We start from the raw sequence: 14,924 nt of genomic DNA, 5'->3' as shown, positions 1-14,924 counted from the left end.
CTCGGAATTTATGCATTCAACCAGTTACGAAGGATCTGTTCACCACGTGGCGTCAGTACGCTTTCCGGGTGGAACTGTACGCCACTCACATCATATGTATTGTGTTGCAGCGCCATGATATAGTTATTGTCGTCTTTTGCTGTTATTGTCAGCTCTGCCGGCAATGTTGCTTCATCGACTACCCATGAGTGATAACGGCCTACTTCCAGTGTATCAGGCAGGCCGTTGAACAGTCTGCCATCTCTTGCAGTAATGTTCACATTGGTAGCCACGCCATGGTACACGTCTTTGAGGTTGATCAGCTTTGCACCGAAAGCCTCTCCTATTGCCTGCTGGCCAAGACATACACCGAAGATGGATTTGCTTGCTGCATACTCTTTGATCAGTGGCAGCAGCAGTCCTGCTTCTTCAGGAATACCGGGACCCGGAGAGAGAATGATCTTATCATAGTCTTTTACTTTCTCCAATGGAATTTCATCATTGCGCACCACCGTCACTTTACCATTGATGATCTTTTCTACCAGGTGCACCAGGTTGTAGGTAAAAGAATCGTAATTATCAAACACCAGAATGTTCATGTCAGATATTTTGAGCCAGGATGATGGCCTGTTTTAATGCATTCAGTTTATTGTTCACTTCCTCCAGTTCGGACGATGCCACAGATTTTGCTACTACGCCGGCGCCTGCCTGATAGTAGAGTGTATTCGCCTTACTGAGTATAGAGCGGATCATGATAGCGTGGTTGAAATCGCCATTGAAACCTACGGAACCGATACAACCACCATAGAAGCCACGTGCGGTCGGTTCATTTTCATCAATGATCTCCATTGCTCTGTACTTTGGTGCACCTGATAAGGTTCCTGCCGGGAAGGTTGCTGCCAGTAGTGAGAAGGGATTGAGTCCGGGCTGGATCTTACCCGTTACTTCACTTACGAGGTGAATAACGTGTGAGTAATACTGGATCTTTCTGTAAGATTCTACTTCCACATCTGTTGCCAGTCTGCTGAGATCATTACGTGCCAGATCTACCAGCATCACATGCTCTGCATTCTCTTTCGGATCTTCCAGCAGTTTAGCGGCCAGTTCACGGTCCTGTTCGTCATCGCCGGTACGTTTGAAAGTACCTGCTATCGGGTGAATAATGGCTTTATTGTCTTTGATGATCAACTGTGCTTCAGGAGAAGAGCCCATCAGTTTGTAATCACCGTAATCGAAGAAGAAGAGATAAGGAGAAGGGTTAATAGAGCGGAGGGCGCGGTACACATTAAATTCGTCGCCTTTGAATTGCTGTTGAAAGGCTCTGGAGAGTACTACCTGGAAAACGTCTCCGCGGAAGCAGTGTTGTTTACCTTTTTCGACGATTTCCATGAATTGTTCATTCGTCAGGTTGCTCTTTTCTCCGCCTTCTGCCTTGAATCCGTAGCTGGGCACATCTTTTTGTCTGATAAGTGACTCGATGTGATCAAACTCGCTGTCAAGGCCGTCCACCATGTTCTCACACAAATACAGTTCGTCTTTGAAGTGATTGATGGCGATGATATATTGGTAGAACCGGTAGCGCATCAATGGGATGGTGTTCCCGTTTTGCTTGTCCTTATTGAATTCTATTGTTTCGAAAAACTGAACGGACTCAAATGTGCTGTATCCGAAGAGGCTATGTACAACAGGCAGTACAGGCTTATCTGCGAAGGAGAAATTACCGAGGAATTTCTGCAACTCATCCAATACGCTCTGTTTGTTTTTCAGTTGTTTTCTTTCAGGCGGGAGGTTCGGATATTTAAATTCAAAATCCTTTGTACTGGTAACTTCTATCCCTGCTATGGGCTGAATACAGATAAAGGAGAAGCTGTTTTCGCTGGCACGATAGTCAGTACTTTCCAGCAGTACCGTACCGGGGAATTTGTCGCGGAGCCGCAGATAAATACCAACAGGCGTGAATACGTCTGCCAGCATTTTCTTGAATTTTGATTTGACTTGAATACTACCCATTGGATTTGTGATTGAGTTTTGTTGGGTGACTATCTGAAAACGAAGAAGGCCCGCTGTGTAACAGCGGGCCTTCCAAATTATATTTCATTACGAAACATGGCACTGTAACACACTATCAGGATCTGATATCGTGCCACCACCAATGCTTGTTTGTAATAACTGTTGTCATGTTTTAATTTCTTGCGGAACAAATATCCGGTGTTTTTTGAAAACATGCAAATTTTTTTTGAGATTCTTTGTAAAGTGATAAGTTCCCGGGTATTTATTGATTTTCTATTAATAATAACCGGTTTTATCATTTCACGATTTTTCAGATATGTCTGTTGATCATCACAATCCATGCAGACGCTGCAGGTAAATACTTGCTGCGGCAAACACGCTGCGTTCCTCAATTGTTATTACAACACGCCTTTGGTACTTGGCAGCTGCATATTCATCGGATTACGCTTTACCGCCATCTTGATAGCTTTTGCAAATACTTTGAATATCGCTTCAATCTTGTGATGTTCGTTTTCCCCTTCCGCTTTGATGTTCAGATTACATTTTGCTGCATCAGAGAATGATTTGAAGAAATGGAAGAACATCTCTGTTGGCATTTCTCCTATTTTTTCGCGGCTGAACTTTGCATCCCATACGATCCAGTTGCGACCGCCGAAATCAATAGCAGCTTGCGCCAGACAATCATCCATCGGTAAGCAGAACCCATAACGTTCAATACCCCTCTTATCAGCCAGCGCCTGTGCGATGGCCTCTCCCAATGCTAAACCGGTATCCTCAATAGTATGATGCTCATCAATATGCAGATCACCTTTTGCTTTTACAGTCAGATCAATACTACCATGGCGTGCAATCTGATCCAGCATATGATCAAAGAAACCCAGTCCTGTTTCGATATCCGCCTTACCGGTACCATCCAGATTCAGCGAGATAGTAATATCTGTTTCTTTGGTAGTACGCGTATGTGTTACTGTGCGTAATCCTACTTTCAGGAACTCATAGATCTTCTCCCAGTCAGTAGATTCCAATGCAATAGTATCTTTCAGTGCAGCAGCGCTGTCTTTGATTTCAGCACCACCAAGACCGGTACCTTCATTCAGCCAGATAGCTTTTGCACCGAGGTTTTTTGCCAGCTCTACATCTGTGATACGATCACCGATCACAAATGAATTCGCCAGATCATATTCAGGAGAGAAATATTTTGTCAGCATACCTGTGCGCGGTTTACGCGTAGGTGCATTTTCATGTGGGAAAGAGCGGTCAATATAAATTTCGTCAAACTTCACACCTTCATTCTCAAAGGAACGCAGAATAAAATGCTGTGCAGGCCAGAAATCAGCTTCAGGGAAGCTGTTGGTACCCAGACCATCCTGATTGGTGACCATCGCCAGTTCATAATCCAGCTCCGCTGCAATACGGGCCAGATAAGTAAATACTTTCGGATAGAACTCCACCTTTTCAAGGCTGTCGATCTGATAAGTAGGCGGTACTTCCTTGATCATTGTACCGTCCCTGTCTATGAAGAGGACTCTTTTCATTATACTGTTTTATTATGGCGCTTTGTATTTGTAGAGCCGGCAGTTGTTGATACTGCCGGTTTGATATCTTTCCTGCTATTATGCGTTTACGGCAACCTGTGCGATTGTTTCCAGCAGCAAGGTATTTTCGTCTGGTGTACCAACGGTGATACGCAGACAACCATTACAGAGTTCTACTTTGGAACGGTCACGTACGATAATCCCTTTTTCTACCAGATAATTGTAAATACCTTTTGCATCTGTTGTTTTTGCCAGCAGGAAGTTGGCATCACTCGGATACACTTCCAGTACTTGTGGCAGACCGATCAAACCTGCCGCCAGTTTATCTCTTTCGATCACTGTTTCGCGGATCCACTCATTCACCTGATTGATATTATCCAGTGCTTCCAGTACGAGATCCTGTGCTGCCTGATTGATATTGTACGGTGGTTTTACCTTGTTCAGTACATTGATGATATCTTCTCCGGCGAATGCCATACCTACACGCAGTGCTGCCAGTCCCCATGCTTTGGACAAGGTCTGCATTACAACCAGATTAGGATATTCAGTCAGTTCGGATATAAAAGTTTTCTGACGGGCGAAGTTGATATAAGCCTCATCAACTACAACGATCCCATCAAAATTATTCAGGATCATTTCTATATCACTACGGTCGATTGAGTTACCGGTAGGGTTATTCGGAGAACAGATAAAGATCAGTTTTGTACGCTCATCCACAGCTTCCTGCAAGGCGGCCATGTCTATCTGGTAATCCGGTGTGAGTGATACTTTTCTTACGATCACATCGTTGATATTGGCGCTCACCTCATACATGCCGTATGTTGGCGGAAACAGTACCACGTTATCAATTCCCGGCCGGCAGAAAGAACGGTACAGTACATCGATCACTTCATCACTGCCATTACCCAGAAAGATATTCTGTGGCGGCACACCTTTGATATCCGCCAGTTTATATTTCACCTTCCACTGCATAGGATCCGGATAGCGGTTATAGTTAACCGGCAGCGGAGAGCCAAAGCTGTTTTCATTTGCATCAAGGAAGACAGATGCTTCTCCTTTGAATTCATCTCTGGCGGTGGAGTACGGCACCAGACGTTTTATATTGTCGCGTAGTAAGCTATTGAGATCGAACATTGTAGTAGATTTTAAGATTGAGCCTTTTGTTTCAGACGTACTGTAACTGCATTTTTATGTGCATCCAGTCCTTCTGCCGCTGCCATCGTTTCTATTGTTGCACCTATCTGCTGCAGGCCTTCCTGTGTCAGACGCTGGAAAGTGATCTTCTTTACAAAACTATCCAGAGATACACCACTGTAAGCAGTCGCATAACCGTTGGTCGGCAGTGTATGGTTTGTTCCTGATGCATAATCACCGGCACTTTCCGGAGAGTAATTGCCAAGGAATACAGAACCTGCATTTACTACTGCATCGGCAACAGCGATATCATCTTTACACGCTACAATCAGGTGTTCCGGAGCATAAGTGTTGAGCAGTTCCATTGCTTCGGCAGTATCTTTCACCAGAAGTATACGACTGTTTTCCAGTGCACGTGCAGCAATGTCCTGACGTGGCAGCTGTGCCAGTTGCGCTGCTACTTCCTGTTGTACTTCTGCGATGATTTCAGGCGCTGTAGTAACCAGTAATACCTGACTATCCGGACCGTGTTCTGCCTGAGACAGCAGATCAGCCGCTACAAATGCGGGTACACATGTTTCGTCTGCCAGCACGGCTACTTCTGATGGTCCTGCAGGCATATCAATGGCTACACCACTTTTATTCACCAGTTGTTTTGCGCAGGTCACGTACTGATTACCCGGACCAAATATCTTATGCACACGAGGCACGCTTTCTGTTCCATAAGCCATGGCACCGATCGCCTGTACACCGCCTATTTTGAACACACGTTCCACACCTACTTCCTGTGCGGCAAACAATACCGCAGGATGTACTTCGCCTGCTGCGTTGGATGGCGTACAAAGTACGATCTCCTTACAACCGGCGATCATCGCAGGAATACCCAACATCAATATGGTAGAGAACAAAGGAGCAGAACCTCCGGGAATATATAATCCTACTTTTTCGATCGCAACAGGTTTACGCCAGCACTGCACACCGGGCATTGTTTCAATTACCTTGCTGTGTTCCTGTTGTGCTTTGTGGAAAACCTCAATGTTATGTTTGGCCTGAAGAATGGCTTTCTTCAGTTCAGCATCGAGTGATGCGGTTGCTTTGGCAAATTCTGCGGGAGTGACTTCCAAAGCCTCCAGCTGTACTTTATCAAACTGCTGCGCATATCTGCGTACAGCGGTATCGCCTTCCTGTTTAACAGCAGCGAGTATATTGCCTACACTGGTTTCCAGTGCTGTTGTATCTAAAACCGGTCTTTGCAATAATTCCGGCCATTGTGAGCGTTCGGGATATTCGAATACCTGCATGTGCGATTAGGAATTAGAAATTAAGAATTAGGAATTAAGCATGACCTCATATTTAATTCCTGTCTTGCCTGAAGAAATAAGCAGCTCATTACTTAAAGCTGCTTATCTCTATACTGGTCATTATATAATCATCTTTTCGATCGGCACTACCAGAATACCTTGTGCACCGGCCGCTTTCAGATTCTCGATAATATCCCAGAAAGCATTCTCATTCAGTACGGAGTGTACAGAGCTCCAGCCTTCTTCTGCCAGTGGCAGTACGGTAGGACTCTTCATACCGGGTAACAGGCTGATGATCTCCTGCAGTTTATCATTCGGAGCATTCAGCAGTACGTACTTATTGTTTTTCGCTTTCTTTACAGACTGTATGCGGAACAACAGTTTCTGTAACAGTGCTTCCTGCTCAGGGGTCAGGTTATCATTGCTGATGAGTGCTGCTTCAGATTTCAGGATCACTTCCACTTCTTTCAGACCGTTCATGAACAGAGTGGAACCGCTGCTTACCAGATCACAGATAGCATCTGCCAGACCGATACCCGGAGCAATCTCCACAGAACCACTGATCTCGTGAATATCAGCAGTAATGTTGTGTTGATTCAGGAAATTCTGCAGGATAACAGGATAGCTGGTAGCGATACGCAGTTTGTCCATGTCTTTTACACCGTTGTACTCCGCAGCCTTTGGTATTGCAAGGGAAAGGCGACATTTACCAAAACCCAGTTTCTCTGCAATTTTCACAGGACGAGCTTTTTCAATGATCACGTTCTCACCTACGATACCGATATCTGCCACACCGTCTTCAACGTATTGCGGAATATCATCATCACGCAGGAAGAAGACTTCCAGCGGAAAATTGCTGGCTTCTGTTTTCAGTTTATTAACACCGTTGTTGATGTCTATACCACATTCTTTCAACAGTTTGATGGAGTCGTCGTGCAAACGACCGGATTTCTGAATAGCAATTCTCAGTTTCATGTTTTTAACAATGTTCCGGTGAAAACAAAAAAGGGGCTTACCGTTCGGTAAGCCCCTGATTATGTTCTAATGTTTTTATTATTTAGTACATAAAATCATCCCAGCCTACCTGCGCGGTAAGAATGATGGTGATGATGTGTATGTACGTTAATGCTCATAGTTTGAAATAACGATGCGAAGGTAATAACTATTTTGAATAATCAAACTAATTTTTGCCTTATTGACCATTATTTTAATGTAAACCCTGCTGACTGTACATCCCTGCTATTTGTACCCACAAATACGGTAAAATCGCCCGGTTCTGCCTTCCAGTGCATATCCTTGTCATAGAACCGGAGGTCTTCCGCAGAGAGTTCGAAGGTGACGGTCTTTGTTTCTCCCTTCGCAAGGGTAATCTTTTTATAGCCTTTCAGCTCTTTTACAGGGCGGGTCACAGACCCCACCAGATCTCTTACATACAGCTGTACCACTTCTTCCCCGTCAAAATTGCCATTATTAGTCACCGGAATGCTGACCTGCAATTTGTCGGTGGCGGAAATCTGCTGTTTGCTCAGTTTCAGGTCGCCATAGCTGAATGTAGTGTAGCTCAATCCATATCCGAACGGAAACAGCGGGTCATTTTCCGTATCTAAATACTTGGTGGAGTATTTATTATAGGGATTCAAGGGACGCCCGGTGTTCTTATGGTTATAGTAAATAGGTATCTGACCTACGTTACGTGGGAAACTCATGGTCAGTTTGCCGGCAGGATTGTAGTCACCGAACAGTACAGCGGCAATGGCATCGCCGGCTTTTGTTCCCAGAAACCAGGTTTCCAGTATCGCCGGGATATGGGCATTTTCCCATTCCAGTGTGATCGGGCGGCCATTAGACAATACCAGCACTACCGGTTTACCGGTGGCATATACTGCCTTCAGCAGCTCCCGCTGATTTTCCGGAATACTGATATCAGACCGGCTGGCAGCCTCTCCCGTCATACCCTGAGATTCTCCCAGCGCCATTACCACAATATCAGATTGTCTGGCCAGTGCTACAGCAGCAGCCAGCATCTGTTGACTATCAGCGGTATCTGCAGCATCCAGTTTTGATTTTTGGGTAGCTCTTTTATAGAGGGTGGTGTCCTGCGTATAATGGGCACCCGGCAGGTATTGCACATTGGCGGACCTTTTCTTCAGGGCTTCGAGCAGGGTGACTGCTTTGGTGTAGTCACCTGCAGCGGACCAGTTACCGATCATATCCCGCTGACTGTCAGCCAGTGGACCGATCAGGGCGATTTTTGCTTCTTTTTTCAGGGGCAGGAGCTGGTTTTCATTCTTCAGCAGTACAATAGAGCGTTCTGCGATCTTCTGAGCAGTGGCCAGATTTTCGGCTGACATGATCTCTTTTGTGGCTCTGGCGGTATCGCAGTATTTGAAAGGGTCTTTGAACAGGCCCAGATCATATTTGGCTGCCAGAATACGGTATACGGCGCTATCAATTTCTTTCAGAGTCACCTTTTTGTCCTGTAAGAGCTTTTTTAGTTGTCCGGCAAAAATACCGCCCTGCATATCCATATCAACCCCTGCATTCAGGGCTGCGGCGCCTGCCTCATACTCATCTTTCACATTGCCGTGGGCAATCATTTCATTGATAGCAGTATAATCTGTCACTATAAAGCCTTTAAAGCCCCAGTCTCTCCTCAGGAGGTCGGTCAGCAGCCATTTGTTGGCCGTAGCCGGCGTACCATCAATCTCATTAAAGGAGGTCATGGCTGTCGCAACACCTGCGTCAATAGCGGCCTTATAAGGCGGCAGATAATACTGGTACATCTGCCGGCGGCTCATGTCTACCGTGTTATAATCGCGTCCCGCCTCAATAGCGCCATATAAAGCAAAGTGCTTTACACAGGCGAGGATGGTATTATTAGCCGACAGATCTGAACCCTGATAACCTTTTACCTTGGCTTTCGCCACCTGTACGCCATACCACGTATCTTCTCCGACACCTTCTGCCACACGGCCCCAGCGGGGATCACGGGCAATGTCTACCATTGGGGAATAAGTCCATTGCAGGCCATCAGCGCTGGCTTCCTGCGCGGCAATACGGGCGCTCTGTTCGAGAAGGGTCATATCCCAGGTACAGGCTTCTCCCAATGGAATGGGGAATATCGTTTTGTGTCCGTGGATAACATCATACCCGAATAACAGCGGTATTTTCAGTCTGGTATTCATGGCCATTTCCTGCAGCTGGCGGGTGTATTGTGGTGTATAAGCATTGAATATGGAGCCGCATAAGCCGGCTTCAATGTCTTTTTTATACCCCGGCTTCATAAACGGTCCGGTAACGTCCATATCACTGGTGAGCAGGTTAAGCTGGCCTATTTTCTCATCCAGCGTCATACGCTTAATAAGATTATTCACGAAGGTCTGCTTAGGGGTTTGTGCCTTCACGCTGAGAGCTGCCAGTAGCAGGGTGGCTACGAGCAGGCGCTTCGGGTTCTTCATAACTGTGTCATTTAGAGTTAAAGTGGGTTTAAAGGTAGGAAAAGTTTGGAATGGAGGTGTTGTTGTTCAGTTTGTTCATTATGGGTGATATGATGGGTGTGATGATGCTGCACAGAAAATAAGATGTAATTTTGGGTTACTACACAGGAAAATTCTCTCCCTTAAATTAAATATACATGGACGGTCAGATTGCTGGCTGCGTTACTGTATTTTCTATTTTTTAAAACACATTTAAAACTATATATAATGACACATCAAGCCTATCTAAGACTTAAAAATGCGCTTATTCAACGAAAACGGGAAGTGGCTAATTCGAAAGAAGCGGCAGACCGAATTATTGATGAATTAGGTATTAGAGATCTTATTATACCTATTAATTCAGAAGATAAAAAAAGGCAGCTCCCTTAAAAACTACGACACGAAAAAGGGCTGCAAAATAACATACTGTTTGTAACCTCTATAGTTCAGATTACATTATTAACACAACATATAATTATTCGAATTATGGTACCAACCAACTATATCTATTCAGCTGATCCCGGACCAATATCAAAGGACATGAAAATTCTAATGACAAATTAATAAGGCGATTAAATCCCCTTCACCACCACCTTGTTTAACCCCTTCCCATTATACACCTCCTTCCCATCCACAACAACCCTCAACCCCTTCCCTTGTCCATACCGCTCCCCCGTCTTATCCCATCTCACACTCACCACCTTTCCATGATAAGGCACTCCTTCCAGATAAAACCAGTCCCATTTCCCCTGCGGTATCAACGGATACAATTCCAACTTACCATCTGCCGCCGGCTTCAACCCAATAAGATCATTAATCACGAGATCACAAAAACCAGAATGATTATAGTAACTACTTCTCGGATCATCTCCTTTCAACCAGTAACCGTTACGCTCATCCTGATACTCGCCAAGATAAGGCACCCCATTTTTCTGATGCGAACGGGCATATACCAACAAGGTATTGTAATAAACAGCCGCTGTCATCCCATCTTTATGCCTGTAATGGGTCAGTAAGTTCGCCAGTCCTTTTAATGTCTGTGTAGTTGCAAAAGGCCATATTGCGCCATCCCATTCACAACCACCGCTGCCATGAGAACGAAACAGGGGATGCCTTCTCTCAGCAGTTGTTAATCCCCATGGCGCATTAAATCCGCTGGTATCTGTCAACTGTTCCCATGCAGCTGCATATGCAGACTTATCCGCAGGCAGATCGAAATACCAGGGGATAAACCCAATCTGTTCGCGTGCATTGGAAAAACGCGTGGCGTCACTACCTTTAATCACCTGTCTTACTTTAAAGAATGCAGCAGTATCATCCCAAAGCTGTGTCTGTACAAGCTGCCGGATCTTTTGTGCATCGGCGGTATAACGGGCGCGCAAAGTATCATTACCTGCCATCTTTGCGATCTTCGCGAGCGCATTGGCATTGCCATACATATAACTACTGATGGTAGGACGTGTATGCTTTTCACGCCTTGCACCACTGATAGATTCTTCCATACCATCTTTTACATCAAACTGCCAGAACAATCCGTCAGGTAGTCTTTTTTCTCTTTCCCACAGACGATAATCCTCATCCATCGCCGGCAGTAATGCCTGCACAAAACTGCTATCTCCATCTACCAGAAAACGGTTGTACACCGCATCCGCAGCCCAGCTGCTGAACTGATGAAAGCGTGGTGCTTTCTGCTGCGCATCTTTCAGGTACCAGTATTGTATATATTGATCCAGATATGTTTTATTGCGTAACCATCGGGCTTCATACACATGATGACCAAAAGCACAGCTTAATGCATTAAATCTGCCGGCATGTTTAACAGGCGTAATAAATTCAGTGAAGATGAAACCATCAGGCGTCTCCTTCAGGTGTTTACGGAGTGTCCACCATCTGTAATAATAAGTCTGTTCGATAGTACTATCCGGACAATCCAGCAAAGGTACATTGGCCTTCAGCCAGTCGAAAGCATCCGCATTACTCACATAGTTTTTAACATATTCTGAGTCAAGACGATTAAACCGGTCCACGTACTTTTTCAACACTGGTTCAAGTGTCAGTGCATTCCCGGAAGAAACATTCACCTGCTGCGCCAGTAAACGCAAAGGCAGGAACAGACAAACAGCGATAATTACTTTAACGGATCCCAATTGCCAAATACTTTAGTGAGTGTAATATCTTTTGCAGACTGCGTTGATAATTGTGCGGACCATGCCACACGCTTATCATGTGTTGCGCCGGCGCCCGTATTGCGATATTCTGCATATCTCGCAGTCAGTTCATTCTCTTTTTTGTCCCAATTATGCCAGCCCTGCGCCAATATCTGCGGACCCAAGACGCTGTTCATAAAAACGGTCGCTGCATAGGGTCTCCACGGACGACCCAGAAATACCTTTTTAGCTGCACTATCTGCTGTTAATTTACAATGGTTGAATACAAACCCATAAGACTGCCGTTGTGTGGTAGAAGCAGCTGTAATGTAAGAATCTCTTTTACTGTGGATCGTACAGCCTTCAAACCATACCGTTGCCGCACCGAATATAAAATCAGTGGTACCTTCTATGTGACAATCCTGATAATACTGTCTGCTGGTCTCCTTTCCGGCATATAAAGTATCCTGATTTCCTAACAGCCGGCAATTACGGAATCGGCACCGGTCACCTTCTACATGTAAGGCAACTGCCTGTCCTACCGGCCCCGCTGCATTTTCAAAAGTGAGATTTTCCGCTATAATGTCATCGCCCGCAATAAATACGGTATAGGAAGTAAATGTGCCGAACTTATCTCTGCCGGACGCATCCTTCCCCGGATATACTTTCCCTGAATAATCTGCATTGGTAATGACCGTACTATCCCTATCTTCTCCCTGTAATGTAATCGTACACTTCCAGCTGGGGATACACAGTTTTTCATGATACACCCCCTTACGGATGAAAATAGTCACCCGGAATAAAGTAAAATCCCTGACAGCATTCACCGCCTCCTGGATCGTCTTATAATCTCCTGTTCCATCTGCTGCCACTACCAGTCGTGCACGGGGATCCTGTGCCCGTAGCGATACGACTGACAACAATAGAACCGGAAGGAAAATTATCAGAAAACTCTTCTTCATAACAAGGAATTTTATCGCGCACCAGCTCATGACAAGCTAAAAAATTTCTGCTGCTTTTTCCAATAGCAGCAAGGCTTTATTTACGCAATCGTTACCGGAAACTACAATCAGGATAAGCTATCCGTACTATACCGTCACTACGCTTACATCCGGACCATATATCTACGTTCCTGAACGGATAGATACCGGCATAGTAGCGGTATACCTTCGTCCTGCATCAAAGGATTAACACCTATCATATTAAAAACCATCAACTTAGACCTCATTTAAAGGAAGAAAACTCATAATCACCTGACCCTAAATGCATTATAACCCGCTCATTATCAAACTGGAATTGCTTCGGATCCACCGGCTTTCCTCCTTCTGTTATAACACTTCCCTTTGCAGCTGGCAACTTAACAACAGCGTTGCTATTAGCAGGAATACTGACCCGAAACAGCAGCTTCCCATCCTTCTTTTCCCATTCACTGCGAACCGTCCCGTAAGGGGTATTATAAGACGTTTTTACCCAGCTGATGTCGCCCGTTATCTCCGGACAAATCTGCATCTGTTTATAACCTATTGATCCCGGCTGCTGGGTAATACCTCCCAGACCAGTATAAAACCATTCCATCAGATGTCCTAACATCAGGTGATTGTTAGAAACCTGCTCCAGCGCTGCCCATGATTCCGTCAGCGTAGTAGCGCCTTTCGCCAGCTGAAAACCATAACCCGGCACATCGCTCCGGTTATTCATCTCATACAACAGATCAGAAGCTCCACCTTCCTGTAAAGTCTGTACCAGAAAATGAAAACCGATATCACCGGCGGTCAGTTTATTGCCCTGCTGACGAATAGAATCCACCATATTACTGAACACCGCCTGACGATATTGTTCATCTACCAGTCCCACGCATAAAGGCATCGCCATAGCAGTCTGACTACCGGTTGAATAGACTTTTGTCTCTTTGTTAAAATATTCCCGGTTGAAGGTCTCTTTCACCTGCACCGCCTGTTTATGAAACAGTTTTGCTTCTGCTGTTTTTCCAAGAAGCCCGGCCATATTACCAGCCAAAACAAGATCATAGTAATAGATCGCTGTAGCGGTAACGCCTTTGGGGGTGAGCTGTGCAACTCCCGGCCGCTGCGGACCATTATCAAACCAATCACCCAATCCATATGACAGTATATTATGCTGTGCTTTTGTACCCAGATATTCCACATACTTTTTCACCATCGGATATGCTTCATTGATAACCGTCTTATCCCCATACCACCGATACATCAGCCAGGGTACTATCACCCCTGCACTACCCCATTCCGGAGAATCCCTGAATCCAAAACCATGATCATCAAAAAAGACAAATTCAGGTGCAATATCAGGTATCAATCCTTCGCTTGTCTGCGCTTCTTTCATATCGCGGATCAACTTGCGATACAACAGATCAATATCATAACTGTACTGTATCGCATTCCCCATCAGATAGTCCTGTTCCAGCCAACTGAGCTTTTCTCTATGTGGACAATCCGTTAATACACTCTGCATATTGCTCTTAATTGCCCACAGTATCCGTATGTATACGATTGAATAAGTCATTGGAACAGGAAAATGTTCCGTTCACCGGAGCCGCATACGGGTATGCAGTAAATCCAGTGAAATAATTTGTGGCACATCCCCTGTATTTAAAGCCGTATCAGGCGCTGCACCTTCCACCTGTACATAACGGAATCCATAATAAGTAAAACGCGGTTGCCAGGTCTCTATACTATCTCCTTTAAAGTATAACTAAAGTAATACGGACTACCCGTCGCTTTCTGGTTAGCCAGCTGCTTATCATTAGTCAGTTCAGCAGGTATCAGTCTGACCGTCTGCCCCTTCTTTCCTTTTATCTTCAATCGATAATCCCGGACGCGTTTTGTCCGAAGTCATACATATAAATGCCAGGTTGTGGCTGTGAAATACGTTGTACCGGCAGTACTTCCATTACCTTCACCGGATGATCTTCTTCCGGCAACAATTGTTTTTCCGTTGCCATTACCACTATCGCCGGCTTCCATTGTGTATCATCAAATCCTGCCTGATTCCATCCTGTCTGTTCTTTTCCGGCGTCATAGTCTTCTCCTCCATAAATGCTGGTAAAAGTATCGGTGAAGCGCTCGTTTTCCAATCAGTATCTGAAACAATTTGCGGGTCTTCCCATTCTCATAGGTGATCAACAAGCGGCAGATCATTCTCGGCATACCATACACAACCGACAACTTACGGTAACGTTCTTTATTCACATTGAAGAATCCATTACCCACTATCACCCCAATGTATTCGCCCCTGATTGCAGGGCATTTGTCAGATCGTAAGTATTATACAGCACCGTTTCACTATAATGCGTCCAACCCGGCGCAA

14 protein-coding genes are annotated in these 14,924 nt (G+C 45.1%); 1 reads left to right on the top strand and 13 read right to left on the bottom strand.

Annotated elements, in window-relative coordinates:
* Nucleotides 1-8 precede the first annotated feature (8 nt).
* The 7 genes from FEF09_RS07855 to bglX all read right to left on the bottom strand — a co-directional run bounded on the left by FEF09_RS07855 (nt 9) and on the right by bglX (nt 9,417).
* Nucleotides 9-578: an anthranilate synthase component II gene (locus tag FEF09_RS07855; protein WP_146304590.1), complete on the bottom strand. Its 570-nt coding sequence runs from the start codon at nt 576-578 to the stop codon at nt 9-11.
* A gap of 1 nt (nt 579) precedes the next feature.
* Nucleotides 580-1,989, bottom strand: a complete 1,410-nt coding sequence (locus FEF09_RS07850; protein ID WP_146304589.1) for an anthranilate synthase component I family protein — start codon at nt 1,987-1,989, stop codon at nt 580-582.
* Between the two features lie 398 nt (nt 1,990-2,387).
* Entirely contained in the window at nt 2,388-3,524 is a 1,137-nt protein-coding gene (gene hisB / locus FEF09_RS07845) for a bifunctional histidinol-phosphatase/imidazoleglycerol-phosphate dehydratase HisB (RefSeq protein WP_146304588.1), read from the bottom strand.
* A 78-nt stretch (nt 3,525-3,602) separates the two neighbouring features.
* Nucleotides 3,603-4,658, bottom strand: a complete 1,056-nt coding sequence (gene hisC, locus FEF09_RS07840) for a histidinol-phosphate transaminase (protein ID WP_146304587.1) — start codon at nt 4,656-4,658, stop codon at nt 3,603-3,605.
* Nucleotides 4,659-4,669: 11 nt separating this feature from the next.
* A complete protein-coding gene (gene hisD, locus FEF09_RS07835; RefSeq protein ID WP_146304586.1) occupies nt 4,670-5,959 on the bottom strand; it encodes a histidinol dehydrogenase in 1,290 nt (429 codons plus the stop codon).
* A 120-nt stretch (nt 5,960-6,079) separates the two neighbouring features.
* On the bottom strand, nt 6,080-6,934 hold the full coding sequence (gene hisG / locus FEF09_RS07830) for an ATP phosphoribosyltransferase (RefSeq protein WP_012789489.1): 855 nt from the start codon (nt 6,932-6,934) through the stop codon (nt 6,080-6,082).
* A gap of 227 nt (nt 6,935-7,161) precedes the next feature.
* Nucleotides 7,162-9,417 (bottom strand): beta-glucosidase BglX, encoded by a 2,256-nt coding sequence (gene bglX, locus FEF09_RS07825; RefSeq protein WP_146304585.1) that lies wholly within the window; start codon nt 9,415-9,417, stop codon nt 7,162-7,164.
* Nucleotides 9,418-9,663: 246 nt separating this feature from the next.
* On the opposite strand from bglX, the gene FEF09_RS30645 reads away from it, so the two are divergent.
* The gene (locus FEF09_RS30645; protein ID WP_186774237.1) at nt 9,664-9,825 is read left to right on the top strand and encodes a hypothetical protein; all 162 of its coding nucleotides are present in this window, start codon (nt 9,664-9,666) and stop codon (nt 9,823-9,825) included.
* Nucleotides 9,826-10,007: 182 nt separating this feature from the next.
* Here FEF09_RS30645 and FEF09_RS07820 read toward each other — a convergent pair whose 3' ends face one another.
* The 6 genes from FEF09_RS07820 to FEF09_RS30635 all read right to left on the bottom strand — a co-directional run bounded on the left by FEF09_RS07820 (nt 10,008) and on the right by FEF09_RS30635 (nt 14,892).
* Nucleotides 10,008-11,582 (bottom strand): MGH1-like glycoside hydrolase domain-containing protein, encoded by a 1,575-nt coding sequence (locus tag FEF09_RS07820; protein ID WP_146304584.1) that lies wholly within the window; start codon nt 11,580-11,582, stop codon nt 10,008-10,010.
* Nucleotides 11,564-12,544, bottom strand: a complete 981-nt coding sequence (locus tag FEF09_RS07815; RefSeq protein WP_146304583.1) for a pectinesterase family protein — start codon at nt 12,542-12,544, stop codon at nt 11,564-11,566. Before FEF09_RS07815 ends, FEF09_RS07820 begins: the two co-directional genes overlap by 19 nt.
* A 262-nt stretch (nt 12,545-12,806) precedes the next feature.
* Nucleotides 12,807-14,069 (bottom strand): alpha-L-rhamnosidase C-terminal domain-containing protein, encoded by a 1,263-nt coding sequence (locus tag FEF09_RS07810; protein ID WP_186774236.1) that lies wholly within the window; start codon nt 14,067-14,069, stop codon nt 12,807-12,809.
* Nucleotides 14,070-14,141: 72 nt separating this feature from the next.
* A complete protein-coding gene (locus FEF09_RS30640) occupies nt 14,142-14,288 on the bottom strand; it encodes a family 78 glycoside hydrolase catalytic domain (RefSeq protein WP_186774250.1) in 147 nt (48 codons plus the stop codon).
* A 127-nt stretch (nt 14,289-14,415) separates the two neighbouring features.
* On the bottom strand, nt 14,416-14,691 hold the full coding sequence (locus FEF09_RS07805) for an alpha-L-rhamnosidase N-terminal domain-containing protein (protein ID WP_146304581.1): 276 nt from the start codon (nt 14,689-14,691) through the stop codon (nt 14,416-14,418).
* Between the two features lie 138 nt (nt 14,692-14,829).
* A complete protein-coding gene (locus tag FEF09_RS30635) occupies nt 14,830-14,892 on the bottom strand; it encodes a hypothetical protein (protein WP_261387393.1) in 63 nt (20 codons plus the stop codon).
* Nucleotides 14,893-14,924: the final 32 nt, after the last annotated feature.

Source organism: Chitinophaga pinensis, assembly GCF_007896845.1.
GTDB lineage: Bacteria > Bacteroidota > Bacteroidia > Chitinophagales > Chitinophagaceae > Chitinophaga > Chitinophaga pinensis_C.
This window is presented reverse-complemented; position numbering and strand designations above follow the sequence as displayed.